The organism is Phenylobacterium sp., assembly GCF_031360265.1.
Lineage (GTDB): Bacteria > Pseudomonadota > Alphaproteobacteria > Caulobacterales > Caulobacteraceae > Phenylobacterium.
Window position 1 is genome coordinate 1 of sequence record NZ_JANMBF010000151.1, and the last position, 14,715, is coordinate 14,715.

Below are 14,715 nucleotides of genomic sequence, written 5' to 3' on the forward strand. Positions count from 1 at the left end.
GCCCCATCGAGGCGCGCAGGTCGCGCAGCGCCATCTGGACCTCGAACAGCGACCCCCGCCGTCCGGTCCGCAGCATGTGAGTGGCGGCTTCCACGAAACTCTCCCGACGCTGGAGCCCTTCCCCCTCAGGTTGCCTCAACCTGGGGGGAGGAGAAGGGCTCCAGATATAGCGACGACCCTGTTCTTTCCCGGCTGACTTGCGTCAAGTCAGCCGGGACAGGGTCTAGCGGGCTCGTAACAGGCAGGGGGGGGCCGGGCAAGGACGCGCCCCCCGCCGGCTGACCGGCTCGGCTTTGCCACCGTCGGGACTTCCGTGTTAGCCGAGCAGTGGGGAGCGCGCCGAAAGACCCATGACGTCCATCGACAAGATCGCCCGCGGCGCGGCCAGGCCCACGGAGGAACGGCGCAAGATGCTGCGCGCCTTCGATCCCAGCCTGGAAGGCGCCGGCGTCTGGCTGGTGATCCCCTGCTTCCGGGTCAAGGCGCACATCCTGGACGTGATCGCCAAGACCCCGGCCTGGATCGACGGCATCGTCTGCGTCGATGACGCCTGCCCGGAACACTCCGGGGACTACATCGAGGCCAACGCCACGGACCCGCGAGTGGTGGTCGTGCGGCTGGCGCAGAACCAGGGGGTCGGCGGGGCGACCATGGCCGGCTATCGCGAAGCCATCGCCCGCGGCGGTCAGGTGCTGGTCAAGGTCGATGGCGACGACCAGATGGACCTGGGCTACATCGCCCACCTGGTGGCCCCGATCCTGCTCGGCGAGGCCGACTACGCTAAGGGCAACCGCTTCACCTCGATCAGCCACCTGACGACGATGCCGCCGGTCCGGGTGTTCGGCAACGCGGCGCTGAGCTTCGCCGCCAAGCTCTCCACCGGCTACTGGAACATCTTCGACCCGACCAACGGCTACACCGCCATCGAGGCTCAGGTGGCCCGCATGGTGATCGAAAAGCGGGTCTCGCAGCGGTTCTTCTTCGAGACCGACCTGCTCTACCACCTGGGCACCCTGCGCGCGGTGGTGCGCGACGTGCCGATGCCGGCGCGCTATGCGGGCGAGGTCTCGAACCTGCGGATCGGCGCCATCGTCGGGCCGTTCGCCTTCAAGCACCTGAAGAACTTCGTCCAGCGGGCGCTCGGCCAGTATTTCGTCCGCGACTTTCACGCCGCCAGCCTGGAACTGGTGTTCGGCCTGCTGTTCGTGATGTTCGGCGTGGGCTATGCGGCGCACTACATGTCCGTGCCCCACACCCGGGCGGCCTCGGCCGGCGTGGTGATGGCCGCCGCCCTGCCGGTGATTCTGGGGGCTCAACTGCTGATGCAGGCGTTGAACTTCGACGTGCTCAACGTGCCGACGCGGCCGATCCACCCCTATCTGCGCACCATCGCGCGGATGGAAGCTCAGGAGGCCGGCAAGTGATCCTCAAGGATGCCCTACTGTGCGCGGGGTTCTCGCTGGCCCTGCCGGTGGGCCAGACCCTGTTCAAGTTCGCCGCGGAGAACAACGCCCGGCTGCAGGGACCGCTGATCGTCAAGCTAGCCACCAACGTCCCGCTGATCGGCGCCTTCGCTTGGTACGGAATGACCGCGCTGTTCTGGTTCTACATCCTGACGCGGGTGCCACTGTCCACGGCCTACGCCTTCTCCATCGTCGGTTCGGGCCTGGTGCCGCTGATCGCCTGGCTGGTGTTCAAGGAGCCGCTCGGCTGGCGGTTCGCGGTGGGCTACGCCTTGATGCTCAGCGGCTTCGCCGTGATCATGCAGGGGCAGCGCGGATAACCCCTCAAAACGCGTCGAAGTCCAGGAAGCTGAAGAGGATCCGGTCGGGGTCGAGGCGGTCGCCAGGCCGGTCGTGGTTCAGCCAGATCATCCGCAGCGGCGAGGGGCGCAGGCGCTCGGGAATTGGCAGGGCGAGGCGGCGGCGCGACGTTCCCGCGGGCGTCAGGCCCAGCACAACGCCCGGTCCCACGGCCAGACCATGTCCCCGCGCGGTCAGTCCCTCGCGCGGGATCGCGCCGCGCGCCCGGACAAAGGGCAGGCTCGAAGCGCCCTCGACGATCAAGCTGTCAGCCGTCTCCGCGACGATCTTCAGGGGATTGGCGGGGTTCTTCAGACGCCAGCCCAGCGTGTCGTCGGTCCAGCGGTGGGCGAAGTCAGCGGTGGCCAGGGCGCGGGCCATGTCGGTCCGCTGTGGCAGGAACTCGACGTGCGCCTCCAGGCCCGCGACGTTCTGAAAACTCAGCCGTGTCTCATAGGCGCGGATGGTCTGGGCGTTGGCGACGCCAACGACGCCCGCATGGCCCCGCGCCGCCGACATCTCCGCCACGCGCCGGACAAGCTCCAGGAAAAGACCTCGCCCGCGAAAATCCGGATGGGTGGCGACGTTCATGATCAGCGTCACCGTCACCGGCTGGCCGCGGCGGCGGACGTTCAGCGGGATGCCCATCAGGTGGCCCACCAGGCGCGCGCCATCGTCGATGTTGCAGCCAAGCGGGGGGCCGGCCGGATTGTCGTAATACTGCCATTGCAGGAAACCCCGGCTGAACTTGTGGGCGACGGGAAAGCCCAGGCCCATCAGCTCGACGGTGCGGTCGAGGTCGGCGGGCTCGGCCGCGCGGAAGACCAGCTCGCTCACATCCCGACCCCGGTCGTGAACCACGGCGCCTTGCCGTCCGCCGCCAGCCTGTCGACAGCCGCGCGGACCGTTTCGTAGGGCGTCGCGAACATCCGTTCGTACAACAGGCCGCCGGCGTGCGGGCGTTCGCCGATGCGCCGGGGGTCGAGGCTCTGATAGCGAAAGCCGCCCTGGCGCGCGAAGGTCATGGCCATGGCGGGCAGCAGGCCGGACCAGGCCTTAAGTTGCGAGGGAAAGGCCGCGACCGCCGCCAGCCAGTGCAGCCATTCGCCGGCGCTGAGGCCGATCTCCCGCGCCGGCCCGTTCTCGGCCAGTGGCGAGGACGCCCGATAGAGGATCCAGGGCAGGCCTTTGCCCTGATAGAGGCTGATCTGGTCGACCGCGGCGCCGCGTTCGGCCGCCAGCTTGGCCCCCAGGGCCGCGCAGATGTCGTGGTCCGGATGGCCGCCCTCCCAGGCGGGGACCACCACCCGCTCCACGAGTCCGGGAACCGCCGATGCCAGCGCGGCATAGGCCGCCTCGGCATGGCGGTGAAGCTGCCCGTCGAGCCAGCCGGTCTCGGCGCCCAGATGCAGCACGGCCTCGGCCGGGATTCCCTGGTTTTCCAGGAAGGCCACGGTCTCGCGCCGCCGCCGCGCGGCCAGATCCGGGCTCCTGTAGTCGACCACATGGATGAACCGCTGCGCCTGGCCCTGGGCCAGGTCCCGCCTGATCAGTGGCAGAGCGCAGTACTCGTCGTCGAAATGGGCGAGGACATAGACGGTGGTCATGCCGTTTTCCGGGGGTCTCGCCGGGTGTCGGGGGGTCGCGCAGGATCGCCGTGGGCCATGGCAAGGCAACTCACCACGATTGCCGCGCCCCGCCAAGCGTCGGCGTTTTGCGCTTCTCATCGACGCGCGCGCGCCGTACCAACCTGAATAGCCGGGAGTTTTGGCGGGCGCATGACGGGTCTGGCATCGAAGATCACGCCGAGGGCGGCCCTGCGTGCGGTGCTGGTCGTCGGCCTGTTGGTGATGCTGGGCGCGAACCTGCCCGGGCACCTGTCCTACGATTCGGTGGCTCAGTTGCACGAAGGCCACTTCCACGTACGCGAGACCTGGGGTCCGGCGCTCTATGCCTGGATCCTGGGCTTTTTCGACGCGATCGTGCCCGGGACCGCGCTCTATGTGACGGCCAGCGGCCTCTTGCTGTTCGCCAGCCTGGCCTCCTTCACCAACCTGCGGCCCCGGACCCGCTGGCTGGCGGCGCCGGTGGCGGCGCTGATCCTGTTGACCCCTCAGCTGCTGATCTACCAGGCGATCGTCTGGAAGGACGTGATGTTCGCCAACTGCGCGGTCTCGGGCCTGATCTGCCTGGCCCACGCGGGCCGTGTCTGGCCGAACGCGCCTCGGCGCTGGCTCTTCCTCCTGGCGGCCCTGGCGCTGCTGGCGGCGGGGAGCCAGGTCCGCCAGAATGGCATCATCGCGGCGTTGTTCGCCGCCCTGGCGCTGGGCTGGATCGCCGGCGGCCAGCCCGGTGTCGGACGCTGGCGGCGCGGTCTGGGCTGGGCGACCGGCGGCCTTGCGGCCGTGGCGCTGCTGGGTCCGGCGATGACCCGGCTTTCGCTGCCCGCGCACGCGCCGCCCGACACCGGCGTCAAGACCGGTATCCACATCCTGCAGTCCTACGACCTGATCGGGGCCGTGGCGCTCGATCGGACCTATCGATTGCCGATCCTGGCCGCCGTCGAGCCCTCGGCCACCGCGGTGCTGCTGGCCCGCGCGCCCTTCGACTATTCCGGCCGCCGGGTCGATTTCATCGACCGCGACCCCGCCATCAGCGCCGCCGTCAACCAGATGCCCGACGCCGCGACCGGCCAGCAGTGGCTCGACCTGGTCTTCAAGCACCCCGGCCTCTATCTGCGGGTGCGCTGGGAGGATTTTCGCTGGGTGTTCGCGTCGCCGGTGATCGACTGGTGCCTGCCGATCTATGTGGGGGTCGACGCACCGGCCGAAAAGATGGCGCCGCTGAGGCTTGTCCGTCGATTTGTGGAGTCCGACGCCCAGCTCAACAACTATGCGAGTTGGTTCATCGACACGCCGGCCTATCGGCACTGGTTCTATGCGGGGATCTCCCTGCTGCTGGCGGGGCTGCTGCTCTGGCGGCGGCAGCCGGGCGATATCGCCATCGCCGCCCTGCAACTGGCCGGGGTGGCCTTCGCCGCGAGCTTCTTCCTGATCTCCATCGCCTGCGATTACCGCTACCTCTACTTCACCGACCTGGCGGCCCTGGCCGGCCTGATCTACGCCGCCGTCGACCCGCCGACGCCCTGGCGGCGCCAGGCGGTTTAGTCGGCGGGAGCAGCCGGGGCCAAGGCCTGCTCCACCGCCGGTCGTAACGACCGCGCGATTGACGGCAGGATCGCCCGCCGTGTTGCGCGCAATGGAGCCGACGGCCGGTTCAGGCGTTTGGCAGGGACTGCGGCCCCGCTTGTTGCACGCCGCCTCATTCCGGAGACCTCAATGCGCCCTGCCCTGATCCTCACCACCGCCGTCGCCGCCCTGGCGCTCGGCGCCTGCTCCAACAAGACCCAGGGTGAAGCCACCGCCGCCGGCGACCATGCCGCGGCTGCCGCCGGTCACGCGGGCGAGGCCACCGTTTCGGCTGCGCAGGACGCCGCCGCCAACACCTCGGCCGCCGTCGATAAGGCCGCGGCCAGCACCGCCGCCGCCGCCGCCAAGGCCGACCGCAAGATCGACGCCGCGGCCGACGCAGCCGCCAAGCAGAAGTAGGTTCCCACGCCGAAACAGGCCCGTGTTCGCAGCCGCCGCCTCAAAGCGGCGGCTGCGTCGTGGACAACATGCCGGGCTGTCCGGCGCCGACAGGTTATTTCTTGGCGGCCGGCTTAGCGTCTGGCTTGGCGGCGGCGGCTTCGGCCTTGTCGGCGGCCGCATCGTCCTTTTTCATCATGTGATGCTTCATCTTGTGATGATGCTTCATCATCACCGGCTTTTCCGGCGGATTGGGAATGGGCGCCATGGCGGCCAGAGCAGAGGTGGCCGCAAAGCCGCTGGCCAGCAGCGCCACGCCGATCATCTTGAGGTTCATCGAGGTCTCTCCCTGTTGGAGCCTGCCGATGGCGGCCAGACTCACTGCGGCAAGCCTAGTCCCAAGCGGGCCGGCTGGGGAGATGGCGCGCGCGGCGCCTGGGTCGCGATTCGCAGGTTCGCAACGATCAGGTTCCCCTGCCGCCGCCGCCGGGCTGTTCCGGCGAAGACTGTCGCGATCCTGCTGTGCCCAAAGCCTTAGCACTCTTGCGCCGCGGGCGCGGACGTGGCCCCTTAACCTCCAGTCACCTTGGGGTGGGCCAGACGCTGATGTTGGCGTCCCGCACGCCCGAACAATCGGCGGGGGCCGGCAAGGGTCAATGGGCGACAGGCGGGGCGTGAACGGGGCATGACGGAACCACCCTCCACTGGCGATGACGGTCCGCGCCCGCCCACCCGGCTGGCGCGCGTCCTGGGGCTGCTGGCGGCCGTGGGCTTTTCGCTGGCCATCTGGGCGTTTATCGCCCTCGCCGTCCTGGGCCTGGTGCTGAAAGTGCTGGGTTAGGGATGGACGACCTGACCGGCGGCCAGCTCGAAGCGTTGAACGAACTGGCGCGCAAGAAAGCGGGGCAGCACGTCCCCTTCGTCAACATCTCCGCGGCCCGTGCGCTCACCAATCTGGGCCTGGCCGAGCGCAGCCGCGAGGGCTGGGACATCACCGCGGCCGGGGCGGCGCACCTGGCGCGCCTGGCCGGTCCTCCCAGCTGACCTCGGCACAGGCCGTCAACAGACCGCCGTTCAACGAACGCGGCACGGGTCTTGAAACCCTCTCCCCAGTTGAGCCGTAACAGAACAGTCGGCTCGTTGAACGCCGGAGAGACAAAGAGATGGCCTTCGCCGCAGTTGTCGCACGCACCAGCCAGAACGGCCTGGAATACCTCGTCCGCGATCAGGGCCCGACAGAATGGGCGATGAACGCCGCCGTGGCCGCCAGGTTCGAGAACCTGCGCGAGGCCACCCGGGCGGCCATGCGTCTGCCCGGCGCGCTGCGCGCCTACGCCATGCCGGCCGAGATTTCCGCCGAAGCCTGAGATCGCCAAGATGTGAGATCGCGAGAGCCGGTCCAGCGTTTTGGTTTGCCGCCGGACCCCGCGATAGGCGAGGATCGTCCCAGGTCGCCCGATGAGCGGCGCGCCGGGAGTGATCCGAATGGCCGAACCGATTCTCGATCCCGATCTGCCGATCATCGATCCGCACCATCACCTGTGGGACCAGCGCAGCTATGCGGCGCGCCCGGTCGTCCCGGGCGCGCCCCCCGAACACCCCTTCATGACCGCCATCGCCAGCGCCCGGCGCTATCTGCTGGACGAACTGCTGGCCGACACAGGGTCCGGGCACAAGGTTGTCGCCACCGTGTTCGTGGAGTGCGGGTCCTTCTACAACGCCGGCGCCAGCGCTGCGATGAGCCCGGTGGGCGAGACCGAGTTCGTCAACGGCGTCGCGGCGATGAGCGCCAGCGGCCTCTATGGCGAGACCCGGGTCTGCGCCGGCATCGTCGGCAAGGTCGACCTGTTGCTGGGCGATGCGGTCAAGCCCGTGCTGGAGGCGCACATTCTTGCAGGTGGAGGGGGGCAGGCCGGCGGCGGGCGCTTCAAGGGCATCCGCAACTCCGCCTCCTTCGACGCCGACAAGGCGGTGCTGGGACCGCTCAACCGGATGGAGGCGGGGCTCTATCTGCGCGAGGATTTCCGCGGCGGGTTTAAGCACCTGGCCCCGATGGGTCTGTCGTTCGACGCCTGGCTGCTGGAGCCGCAGCTTCCCGACCTGATCGATCTGGCGCGCGCCTTCCCCGAGACGACGATCATCCTGGACCATGTGGGCACGCCGCTCGGCCGGGGTGGCTATGAGGGCCGGCTGGCCGAACGCTTCGACGGCTGGCGGGCCAATATCGTGGAACTGGCCAAGTCGCCCAATGTGCGGGTCAAGCTGGGCGGGCTGGCCATGGCCTTCTGCAACTTCCCCTCGTTCCTGGCCGAGCCCCGGGCGTCCTCGCAACAGCTGGCGGCCGAGTGGGCGCCCTATATCGAGACCTGCATCGAGGCCTTCGGGGCGCATCGGTGCATGTTCGAGAGCAACTTCCCGGTGGACATGGGGGCCTGCGACTATCCGACCCTGTGGAACGCCTTCAAGCGGATCGCGGCGGGCTGTTCGGCGGCGGAGAAGACCGCGCTGTTCAGCGGCACGGCGGCCAAGACCTACCGGCTCGACCTGTGAGACCTGGCGTCGGCGGTAACCTGGAGATGAGCCTGATGCGTGCGATCCTGCTGGCGGCCGCTCTGGCGCTGGGCGCCGCGCCCGGGCTGGCGACGGGCAAATCAGCCCCTCCGCGGCCGATTCCGGCGGCGATCTTCACCGACCCGGCGGCGGACAAGGCCCATCCCCCGCGCATGGAAGTGCTGCACATCCCTAGCGGCGGGGTGGAGATCAACGGCGTCGCCTATCTGGCCGGAGGCGCGGGACCACACCCGACCGTGGTGCTGCTGCACGGCCTGCCCGGCAACGAGAAGAACCTCGATCTGGCCCAGGCGATCCGGCGCGCCGGCTGGAACGTCCTGACTTTCAACTATCGCGGCTCCTGGGGGAGTCCGGGGACCTATAGTTTCGAGGGCAACCTGGCCGACGCCCGCGCGGCGCTGGCCTTTGCGCGCAACCCCGGCAACGCCCGCACGCTGCAAATCGACACCCGCAGACTGGTGCTGGCCGGTCACAGCATGGGCGGGTGGGTGACGGCCCTGACGGCCGCGCAGGATCCGCAGCTGGCCGGCGCGGTGATGATCTCGGCGGCCGACATGGGCGGGCGCGGCGCGACGCCGGGCGCCCGGCCGATCGTGGTCAAGGCCATGGCGGCAGACATGGAAAGCCTGGCCGGAACATCGCCGGAGATGATGGCCGACGAGATCATCGGGTTTTCCCCCCGCCTCTCGTTCAACGCCACCGTGGCCAAGGGCCTGGTCGGCAAGCCGCTGCTGGTGCTGACTTCCGACGACGGCCTGGCGTCCGGCTCCGACCAGCTGGTCAAGGCGATCCGCGGCGACGGCGGCAAGCTGGTCACCGCGCGTCACGAGGCCACCGATCACAGCTGGAGCGGCAAACGCATCGCGCTGGAGGCGGTGGTGATCACCTGGCTGCAAGGTCTGCCGTCGGCGCCGGCGCGCTGAGCGTCTCGCGCCCGCGGCGGCGGTAGGGGCGGGTGTCGCCCTGGGCCAACTGGCGGCGACGGGCGATGTAGATCGGCAGGGCGGCCATCGCCACCCCGGCCATGTGGGCAAACATGTGCGCCGCGGAGAGCTCGCGGCCGACGATGCTGGGCGCCACGCCCACCGCCAGCACCAGCCACATGGCGACCATGGCGATGTCGCCGCGCCGCACGAACGGCAGGATGGCGTAGGCGCCCGCGGTCGCCCCGTAGAACACCAGGGCGTCGACCACCACGGCGTCGGGGAACAGGGTCCCCGGGATCGCCAGCGGCGCGACCAGCGCCATCGCCCCGGCCAGCACCCCAAGGGTGGCCGTCAGGCGCAGCATCCTCAACTGGACGGTGGCGAACACGTCGGCGCGATCCCATCGGCGAAAACCGGTCATCGTCTTAAGGCCAAGGCCGTCAAGTCGCGGTGAACATTCTTGGTTAGCCGCGACTGAAGCGTCGGCCCGGCGAGCGCGGCGGGCATTTGCCAAGGCCGCAAGCGGCTGTAGGGGTGAGGGCGATGAGCGAGGTCAGCGATATTGCGGTCTACCAGAAGCTTTCGGCGGTGGCCGACGAGCTGGATCAGCTGGCGTCGCAAGGCGCGAGCCTGATCGGCGATGCGGCGCTGAACACCGCGGCGCGCACGGTGCGCGGCATGGCCAGCGCCGTCTACGAACACATCATGGCCGACCGCGAACCGGGTTCCGACAACTGAGGCCGGCCGCGGCCAGCCCTTGCCAGCGCCCGCGAACCCGCCAGGATGGACGACAGAACTCAGGGGACGCGAGCATGACCAGATTTTCGAGGGCCGCCCGGGCGGTCAAACTTGCCGTCGGACTCGCGGGAGGACTCGCCGTGGGTCTGGGCGGAGCGGCGCGAGCGGAGGGGCCGCCCGCCAGCCTGAAGCCGGCCCACGTCGCCGGGCCTGGGCTGAACGTCGCGGACCTGGAGGGTCAGAAGGCCTGGTACATGGGCAAGCTCGGCATGACGGTGGCCAACACCTACCGGCGCGAGGGCAAGCCGTTCGAATATATCATGGGGCTGGGCGACGGGGCGGGCGCGGCGATCATCGCCCTGCTGGCCGCGCCGCAGCGGCCGACCGGCCCGAATGGATTTGGCCGGATTATCCTGGCCGTGCCCGACGCCAAGGGGCTGGCCGAGTGGCTCAAGACTCAGGGCGTCGAAAACCGCGAGGTGATCGCCAACGTGGCCTATGTCATCCGCGACCCCGAGGGCAACGCCATCGAGCTCTATACCGCGCCGAAACCCTGAGCCGCCGCCGGCGGTGACGCCTGGCCGAGCGAGCGGGCCCACATGAACCGGACCCAGCGCCTGGTTCCCTTGGTCTGGTGACAGGGTCTTCGCCCCTTCCCGATCGCGGGAAGGGCTTCCCGCTGCGGCGACGACGACTAAGCTACGCCTCCCGACACGCCGGAGGACGCCATGCGCCGCCTGACCCTCGCCCTGACGGCCACCGCCCTCTGCGTCCTGGCCGCCTTCGCCCTGCCCGCCTTCGCCCTGCCCGCCTTCGCCCAGACCCCGCCGGCGCCCAAGCCTGCCCCGGCCGAGCCGCGACGGACCCTGCTGTCGGTGAAAGACGTGATGCGGCACATCGTCAATCCGGCGGCGGAGATCTACTGGGCCCATTCCGGCGAGGTTGACGACGAAAAGGGCGCCAACGACCGCGTGCCCACCGCCCAGGCCGACTGGAACATCAACATCGACACCGCCGCCCAGATCGCCGAGGCAGGGAACCTCTTGATGATGGACGGCCGGGCGCGCGATCCGAACGGGCCCTGGAAGACCTATGCCCTGGCGCTCAACGCCGCCGGCATCGCCGGGATGGCGGCGGCCACGGCGCATGACCACGACAAGACCAACGACGCCGGCAGCGCCATGTACGACGCCTGTTTCCAGTGCCACGGGCGCTATATCCCCCGGCCGAAGGACAGCCTCTACAGGCACGACATCGACAAGGACCTGAAAGCGGCCGGTAAACCGCAGAAGTAGCGCCCCCTCAAGGCGTCTCGACCGCCAGCAGTTCACCGCTGGCGGTGTCGGCGTGCAGTTCGCCCATGAATCTATAGGTCCCGGGCTTGAGCGGCCCGACGGTGAACCGCGCCCGGCCGTGCGGGGTGACGTCCCTTTCGACGCGCAGATCCTCGCTGTCGAACTCCTCGCTGGCGGCGTCGAGGTTGATCAGGTCGATGCGGATCAACCGGCCGGCCGGCACGGTGACGCTGGACGGGGTGAAGCGATGACCCCGCAGGGTCAGCACCACATCGACGGCCTCCGCGGCGTCACGCGTCGGGGGGACGGCCAGGGCGGGTGGGGCGGCCAGGCTGGCGGCGAGGACAAGGGTCATAAGGCGCATGAGAGGCTCCATATCCGAGGCCCGACTTATGCTGCAATTGACAATCGTTCGCAACTGTTTATGCGAATGACTATCAACTGCAAGGATCTGACATGTGTGGATGGCGATGGGTGGCGGCGGCGATGGTGCTGAGCCTGGCGAGCCCGGCGGCGGCCCAGGGGCTCTCCAGCAAGGTCTACAGCCCCTATGTGCACAAGGGCGTGACCGAGCTGGAACTGCGCGGCGGGCGGCTGAACGGCGGCCCGTTGGACGGGGAGCAGGCCGCGATCGTCGAGCTTGAGCAGGGTCTCAACGACCGAGTGAGCGTGGCGGCGATCGCCGAGTTCGAGCAGCATGCCGGCCAGGCCGGGAGGCTGGACGGGGTGGCCGTCGAGGCGGTGGTCTATGTGGGACAAATTCCGGGGATCGGCGTCGATGTCGGCGGCTATCTGGAATACGAGCAGCGGATCCACAACGAGTCCGGGGTTCTGGAAGGCAAGATCCTGCTGGCCAAACAGGCGGGCGGGTTCGAGGCGCTGGTCAACCTGATCGCCAAGCGCGCTCTGACCGAGCGCCCGGGCGAGGACGACACCCGGTTCGGCTATGCCGCCGAGGCGACCTTCGACGTCGGCCACCGGCTGAAACTGGGCGCCCAGGCCTTCGGCGACATGGGAACCAACCGGGCCTTCGGGGGGCGACGGGCGCACTATGTCGGACCGGTGGCGCGCTGGGCGGTCAAGCCTGGCTGGATGTCGGGCGGCGAACTGGAGCTGGAGGCGGCGTGGCTTCTGCCGCTGGGAACCGCGCGCGCCGACAGCGATAGCCAACTGCGCTTCGTCATGGCGTTCGAGCGCCGGTTCTGACGCAACGGACTGGCCGCGGCGCGACAAAGGCGTAGGCTGCGCCGATGCTCTACCTGATCCTGAAGGCCGCGATTTCCGGCGTCATCGTCGCCATCGTCTCGGAGGTCGCCAAGCGGTCGCCCGGGGCGGGCGCGCTGATCGCCTCCCTGCCGCTGGTCTCGGTGCTCGGGATGATCTGGCTATGGCGCGACACCGGTGATCGCGAGCGCATGGCGAGCCACGCAGGGGCGACCTTCTGGTACGTTCTGCCCTCCCTGCCCATGTTCCTTTTGATCCCGGCGCTGCTGAAGCGTGGCGTTCCGTTCTGGGCAGCTCTGGCCGCGGGCTGCGCCCTGACCGTCGGCCTCTACCTGACGATGACCGCCGTGGGCCCGCGGATCGGGCTGAAACTCTGAACGGAGCGACAAGATGAAGGGTCCTTGGATCGACCGCCGCCTGCTGTTGGGCGGCATCGCGCTGGCGGGAGGCGCCGCGACCGCGGCCGCCGCGGCGGCGCAAGCCTCGCCGCCGGCAGCCGGCTTCGCACCGCAGCCCCTGCCCTTCGATCCAAAGGCCGTGCCGGGCCTGTCTGAAAGGCTGCTGACCAGCCATCACGACAACAACTACGTGGGCGCTGTGAAACGGCTGGGCGCGATCCGGGGCGAATTCGCCAAGCTCGACATGGGCTCGGCGCCCGGGTTTCAGATCAACGGCCTGAAGCGGGAGGAACTGATCGCCTGGAACTCGATGATCCTGCACGAGATCTATTTCGCGGGTTTCACCGCGGCCCAGCCGCCCAGCGCGGCGCTGGCCCAGGCGGTGGAGCGCGACTTCGGCAGCCTGGATCGCTGGGCCGCGGAATTCGCCGCCATGGGCAAGGCGCTGGGCGGCGGATCGGGCTGGGTGTTGCTGACCTGGAGCCCGCATGACCGTCGGCTGGTCAACAGCTGGGCCTCGGACCACACCCAGACGCTGGCGGGTGGCGCGCCGCTGCTGGCGCTCGACATGTACGAGCACGCCTATCAGATGGACTACGGCGCCAAGGCCGCTGCCTACGTGGACGCGTTCATGAAGATCGTCTCCTGGAATCACGCCAACGAGACGTTCCGGCGGGCGATCGCGGCTTGACCCCTCCTGGACGGCAGCGCGCAACCTAGCCCCTGAATCTGCGTTATGGCCGCGGCTGTGCGTTCGACATACCGGAGGTGAGAGTGTCTGAGAGATGGCTGGCCAGGCGCGGCGCGCTGCTGGCCTCGGTTGCGCTGAGCTTCGCGGGGGCGGCCGCCGCCCAGGAGGCCACGCCAAGGCAGGAATCCCCAGCCCAGGCGACGCAGGCGAAGCACCCGCCGGTGGAGCCCGAACACTGGGCGCTGCATCTGCAGGCGACCGACATCCTGCAGTATTACCCGGCGTTCCACAGCGCCTTCGAGGGGCCCAACAGCTTCAGGCCGCGGGCGACCTGGGGGAACACCTTCGACGCCACGCTCTACGCCGGGGTACGGCCCTGGGCCGGGGGCGAAATCTGGGGGAACCTGGAGATGTACCAGGGCTTCGCACCGTCAGACACGCTGGGCGCCGCGGGCTATGTGAACGGCGATGGGGCGAAGGTCGGGCGCGGTCATCCCTATGCGCGCATCGCGCGCCTTTTCGTGCGCCAGACCGTCAACCTGGGCGGCGCGGCCGACGACCAGGATGCCGACCTCAACATGCTGGCCTCGCAACGCACCAGGGACCGGCTGGTGTTCACCGCCGGCAAGCTCAACACCACCGACATCTTCGACACCAACCGATACGCCCACGACCCGCGTCACGACTTCCTGAACTGGAGCCTGATCACCGCGGGCAGTTTTGACTACGCCGCCGACGCCTGGGGCTATACCTACGGGGCCGCGGCGGAATGGTATCGCGGCGACTGGACCTGGCGGGCCGGGGTGTTCGACCTGTCCCTCGTGCCGAACAACGCGACCCTAACCTCCGACCTCAGCCAGTTCCAGCTGGTCGGCGAGGTCGAGCGCCGGATGACCATCGGCGGACGCCTCGGGGCCGTCCGGCTGGGTGGTTTCGTCACACGCGGACGGATGGGGCGCTACGACGATGCGACGCGGCTGGCGTTGGCCACGGGCCAGCTGGCCGACACCGGAAGGGTTCGCCATTACCGAAGCCGGCCTGGCGTCTATCTCAACATCGAGCAGGAGGTTGCCGACGGCGTCGGGGTGTTCGGCCGCCTGGGCTGGGCCGACGGGGACTACGAGTCCTATGAATACACCGATATCGACCGAACCGCCCAGGCCGGCGTCTCGGTCAACGGCGCGCGCTGGGGGCGCAAGGACGACACGGTGGCCGCCGCCTTCGTGATCAACCAGCTCTCGGACGCCGGCCACCGCTACCTCGACGCCGGCGGCCTCGGCATCCTGGTGGGCGACGGGCGCCTCCCGCGCCCGGGTGCAGAGGCCATCCTTGAGGCCTACTACAGCCTTTCGCTGGCCAGGGACATGACCCTGAGCCTCGACGATCAGGTCGTCGAGCATCCGGCCTACAATCGCGACCGGGGACCCGTGAACGTGGTGTCCCTGAGGCTGCATCTGCAGCGGTAATCGCGCGGCGGTCTTGC

At 69.2% G+C, this 14,715-nt stretch carries 21 protein-coding genes; 16 read left to right on the forward strand and 5 right to left on the reverse strand.

The genetic code is table 11. The annotated features are described in order from the left end of the window. The first annotated feature begins 350 nt into the window (after window positions 1-350). Together RMN86_RS14260 and RMN86_RS14265 are read left to right on the forward strand one after the other, a co-directional pair. Window positions 351-1,424 (forward strand): glycosyltransferase family 2 protein, encoded by a 1,074-nt coding sequence (locus RMN86_RS14260; RefSeq protein WP_309606521.1) that lies wholly within the window; start codon window positions 351-353, stop codon window positions 1,422-1,424. Then, window positions 1,421-1,783 carry a hypothetical protein gene (locus RMN86_RS14265; protein WP_309606522.1) on the forward strand — a complete coding sequence of 121 codons (363 nt, stop codon included), beginning with the start codon at window positions 1,421-1,423 and terminating at the stop codon, window positions 1,781-1,783. Before RMN86_RS14260 ends, RMN86_RS14265 begins: the two co-directional genes overlap by 4 nt. Before the next feature lie 4 nt (window positions 1,784-1,787). Here the strand turns inward: RMN86_RS14265 and RMN86_RS14270 are convergent, their stop codons facing one another. Both RMN86_RS14270 and RMN86_RS14275 read right to left on the reverse strand, forming a co-directional pair. After that, on the reverse strand, window positions 1,788-2,639 hold the full coding sequence (locus tag RMN86_RS14270) for a GNAT family N-acetyltransferase (protein WP_309606523.1): 852 nt from the start codon (window positions 2,637-2,639) through the stop codon (window positions 1,788-1,790). Next, on the reverse strand, window positions 2,636-3,409 hold the full coding sequence (locus RMN86_RS14275; RefSeq protein WP_309606524.1) for a PIG-L family deacetylase: 774 nt from the start codon (window positions 3,407-3,409) through the stop codon (window positions 2,636-2,638). The genes RMN86_RS14270 and RMN86_RS14275 overlap by 4 nt, the downstream gene beginning before the upstream one ends. Window positions 3,410-3,580: 171 nt before the next feature. On the opposite strand from RMN86_RS14275, the gene RMN86_RS14280 reads away from it, so the two are divergent. Both RMN86_RS14280 and RMN86_RS14285 read left to right on the forward strand, forming a co-directional pair. Beyond that, complete coding sequence (locus RMN86_RS14280) at window positions 3,581-4,969, forward strand: hypothetical protein (protein ID WP_309606525.1); 1,389 nt, start codon at window positions 3,581-3,583, stop codon at window positions 4,967-4,969. 171 nt (window positions 4,970-5,140) lie between these two features. Beyond that, window positions 5,141-5,410 (forward strand): hypothetical protein, encoded by a 270-nt coding sequence (locus tag RMN86_RS14285; RefSeq protein ID WP_309606526.1) that lies wholly within the window; start codon window positions 5,141-5,143, stop codon window positions 5,408-5,410. A 94-nt stretch (window positions 5,411-5,504) separates the two neighbouring features. Here the strand turns inward: RMN86_RS14285 and RMN86_RS14290 are convergent, their stop codons facing one another. Further along, entirely contained in the window at window positions 5,505-5,726 is a 222-nt protein-coding gene (locus tag RMN86_RS14290; RefSeq protein ID WP_309606527.1) for a hypothetical protein, read from the reverse strand. Window positions 5,727-6,074: 348 nt separating this feature from the next. Here RMN86_RS14290 and RMN86_RS14295 point away from each other — a divergent pair, with 348 nt between their 5' ends. The 5 genes from RMN86_RS14295 (at window position 6,075) to RMN86_RS14315 (ending at window position 8,883) form a co-directional block, all read left to right on the forward strand. Then, a complete protein-coding gene (locus RMN86_RS14295) occupies window positions 6,075-6,230 on the forward strand; it encodes a hypothetical protein (protein WP_309606528.1) in 156 nt (51 codons plus the stop codon). 2 nt (window positions 6,231-6,232) lie between these two features. Then, window positions 6,233-6,433 carry a hypothetical protein gene (locus tag RMN86_RS14300; RefSeq protein ID WP_309606529.1) on the forward strand — a complete coding sequence of 67 codons (201 nt, stop codon included), beginning with the start codon at window positions 6,233-6,235 and terminating at the stop codon, window positions 6,431-6,433. A 119-nt stretch (window positions 6,434-6,552) separates the two neighbouring features. Then, complete coding sequence (locus tag RMN86_RS14305; RefSeq protein ID WP_309606530.1) at window positions 6,553-6,756, forward strand: hypothetical protein; 204 nt, start codon at window positions 6,553-6,555, stop codon at window positions 6,754-6,756. Window positions 6,757-6,874: 118 nt separating this feature from the next. Further along, entirely contained in the window at window positions 6,875-7,939 is a 1,065-nt protein-coding gene (locus tag RMN86_RS14310; RefSeq protein WP_309606531.1) for an amidohydrolase family protein, read from the forward strand. A 35-nt stretch (window positions 7,940-7,974) separates the two neighbouring features. Beyond that, a complete protein-coding gene (locus RMN86_RS14315) occupies window positions 7,975-8,883 on the forward strand; it encodes an alpha/beta fold hydrolase (RefSeq protein WP_309606532.1) in 909 nt (302 codons plus the stop codon). Here RMN86_RS14315 and RMN86_RS14320 read toward each other — a convergent pair. Further along, on the reverse strand, window positions 8,843-9,307 hold the full coding sequence (locus tag RMN86_RS14320) for a hypothetical protein (protein ID WP_309606533.1): 465 nt from the start codon (window positions 9,305-9,307) through the stop codon (window positions 8,843-8,845). The genes RMN86_RS14315 and RMN86_RS14320 overlap by 41 nt on opposite strands. Window positions 9,308-9,429: 122 nt before the next feature. Here RMN86_RS14320 and RMN86_RS14325 point away from each other — a divergent pair, with 122 nt between their 5' ends. The 3 genes from RMN86_RS14325 (at window position 9,430) to RMN86_RS14335 (ending at window position 10,919) form a co-directional block, all read left to right on the forward strand. Continuing rightward, window positions 9,430-9,624, forward strand: a complete 195-nt coding sequence (locus RMN86_RS14325) for a hypothetical protein (RefSeq protein WP_309606534.1) — start codon at window positions 9,430-9,432, stop codon at window positions 9,622-9,624. Between the two features lie 74 nt (window positions 9,625-9,698). Continuing rightward, window positions 9,699-10,181: a VOC family protein gene (locus tag RMN86_RS14330; RefSeq protein ID WP_309606535.1), complete on the forward strand. Its 483-nt coding sequence runs from the start codon at window positions 9,699-9,701 to the stop codon at window positions 10,179-10,181. Between the two features lie 171 nt (window positions 10,182-10,352). Then, complete coding sequence (locus RMN86_RS14335) at window positions 10,353-10,919, forward strand: hypothetical protein (RefSeq protein WP_309606536.1); 567 nt, start codon at window positions 10,353-10,355, stop codon at window positions 10,917-10,919. Between the two features lie 7 nt (window positions 10,920-10,926). On the opposite strand, the gene RMN86_RS14340 is transcribed toward RMN86_RS14335, so the two are convergent. Continuing rightward, window positions 10,927-11,274 (reverse strand): cupredoxin domain-containing protein, encoded by a 348-nt coding sequence (locus RMN86_RS14340; RefSeq protein ID WP_309606537.1) that lies wholly within the window; start codon window positions 11,272-11,274, stop codon window positions 10,927-10,929. A gap of 101 nt (window positions 11,275-11,375) precedes the next feature. Between RMN86_RS14340 and RMN86_RS14345 the strand changes: the two genes are divergently transcribed. The 4 genes from RMN86_RS14345 to RMN86_RS14360 all read left to right on the forward strand — a co-directional run bounded on the left by RMN86_RS14345 (window position 11,376) and on the right by RMN86_RS14360 (window position 14,698). Continuing rightward, window positions 11,376-12,125: a hypothetical protein gene (locus RMN86_RS14345; protein WP_309606538.1), complete on the forward strand. Its 750-nt coding sequence runs from the start codon at window positions 11,376-11,378 to the stop codon at window positions 12,123-12,125. Window positions 12,126-12,169: 44 nt separating this feature from the next. Next, the gene (locus RMN86_RS14350) at window positions 12,170-12,520 is read left to right on the forward strand and encodes a DUF3147 family protein (RefSeq protein WP_309606539.1); all 351 of its coding nucleotides are present in this window, start codon (window positions 12,170-12,172) and stop codon (window positions 12,518-12,520) included. Between the two features lie 13 nt (window positions 12,521-12,533). Further along, window positions 12,534-13,232, forward strand: coding sequence for a Fe-Mn family superoxide dismutase (locus RMN86_RS14355; protein ID WP_309606540.1), 699 nt, complete (start codon window positions 12,534-12,536; stop codon window positions 13,230-13,232). Between the two features lie 83 nt (window positions 13,233-13,315). Then, the gene (locus tag RMN86_RS14360; RefSeq protein WP_309606541.1) at window positions 13,316-14,698 is read left to right on the forward strand and encodes a carbohydrate porin; all 1,383 of its coding nucleotides are present in this window, start codon (window positions 13,316-13,318) and stop codon (window positions 14,696-14,698) included. Window positions 14,699-14,715: the final 17 nt, after the last annotated feature.

Bases quoted from the DNA above. Each gene is read 5' to 3' on its own strand.
- RMN86_RS14260 (WP_309606521.1), top strand. From the start codon at position 351: ATGACGTCCATCGACAAGATCGCCCGCGGCGCGGCCAGGCCCACGGAG.
- RMN86_RS14355 (WP_309606540.1), top strand. From the start codon at position 12,534: ATGAAGGGTCCTTGGATCGACCGCCGCCTGCTGTTGGGCGGCATCGCG.
- RMN86_RS14300 (WP_309606529.1), top strand. From the start codon at position 6,233: ATGGACGACCTGACCGGCGGCCAGCTCGAAGCGTTGAACGAACTGGCG.
- RMN86_RS14290 (WP_309606527.1), bottom strand. From the start codon at position 5,726: ATGAACCTCAAGATGATCGGCGTGGCGCTGCTGGCCAGCGGCTTTGCG.
- RMN86_RS14350 (WP_309606539.1), top strand. From the start codon at position 12,170: ATGCTCTACCTGATCCTGAAGGCCGCGATTTCCGGCGTCATCGTCGCC.
- RMN86_RS14305 (WP_309606530.1), top strand. From the start codon at position 6,553: ATGGCCTTCGCCGCAGTTGTCGCACGCACCAGCCAGAACGGCCTGGAA.
- RMN86_RS14325 (WP_309606534.1), top strand. From the start codon at position 9,430: ATGAGCGAGGTCAGCGATATTGCGGTCTACCAGAAGCTTTCGGCGGTG.
- RMN86_RS14315 (WP_309606532.1), top strand. From the start codon at position 7,975: ATGCGTGCGATCCTGCTGGCGGCCGCTCTGGCGCTGGGCGCCGCGCCC.
- RMN86_RS14330 (WP_309606535.1), top strand. From the start codon at position 9,699: ATGACCAGATTTTCGAGGGCCGCCCGGGCGGTCAAACTTGCCGTCGGA.
- RMN86_RS14320 (WP_309606533.1), bottom strand. From the start codon at position 9,307: ATGACCGGTTTTCGCCGATGGGATCGCGCCGACGTGTTCGCCACCGTC.
- RMN86_RS14335 (WP_309606536.1), top strand. From the start codon at position 10,353: ATGCGCCGCCTGACCCTCGCCCTGACGGCCACCGCCCTCTGCGTCCTG.
- RMN86_RS14275 (WP_309606524.1), bottom strand. From the start codon at position 3,409: ATGACCACCGTCTATGTCCTCGCCCATTTCGACGACGAGTACTGCGCT.
- RMN86_RS14310 (WP_309606531.1), top strand. From the start codon at position 6,875: ATGGCCGAACCGATTCTCGATCCCGATCTGCCGATCATCGATCCGCAC.
- RMN86_RS14295 (WP_309606528.1), top strand. From the start codon at position 6,075: ATGACGGAACCACCCTCCACTGGCGATGACGGTCCGCGCCCGCCCACC.
- RMN86_RS14340 (WP_309606537.1), bottom strand. From the start codon at position 11,274: ATGACCCTTGTCCTCGCCGCCAGCCTGGCCGCCCCACCCGCCCTGGCC.
- RMN86_RS14345 (WP_309606538.1), top strand. From the start codon at position 11,376: ATGTGTGGATGGCGATGGGTGGCGGCGGCGATGGTGCTGAGCCTGGCG.
- RMN86_RS14285 (WP_309606526.1), top strand. From the start codon at position 5,141: ATGCGCCCTGCCCTGATCCTCACCACCGCCGTCGCCGCCCTGGCGCTC.
- RMN86_RS14280 (WP_309606525.1), top strand. From the start codon at position 3,581: ATGACGGGTCTGGCATCGAAGATCACGCCGAGGGCGGCCCTGCGTGCG.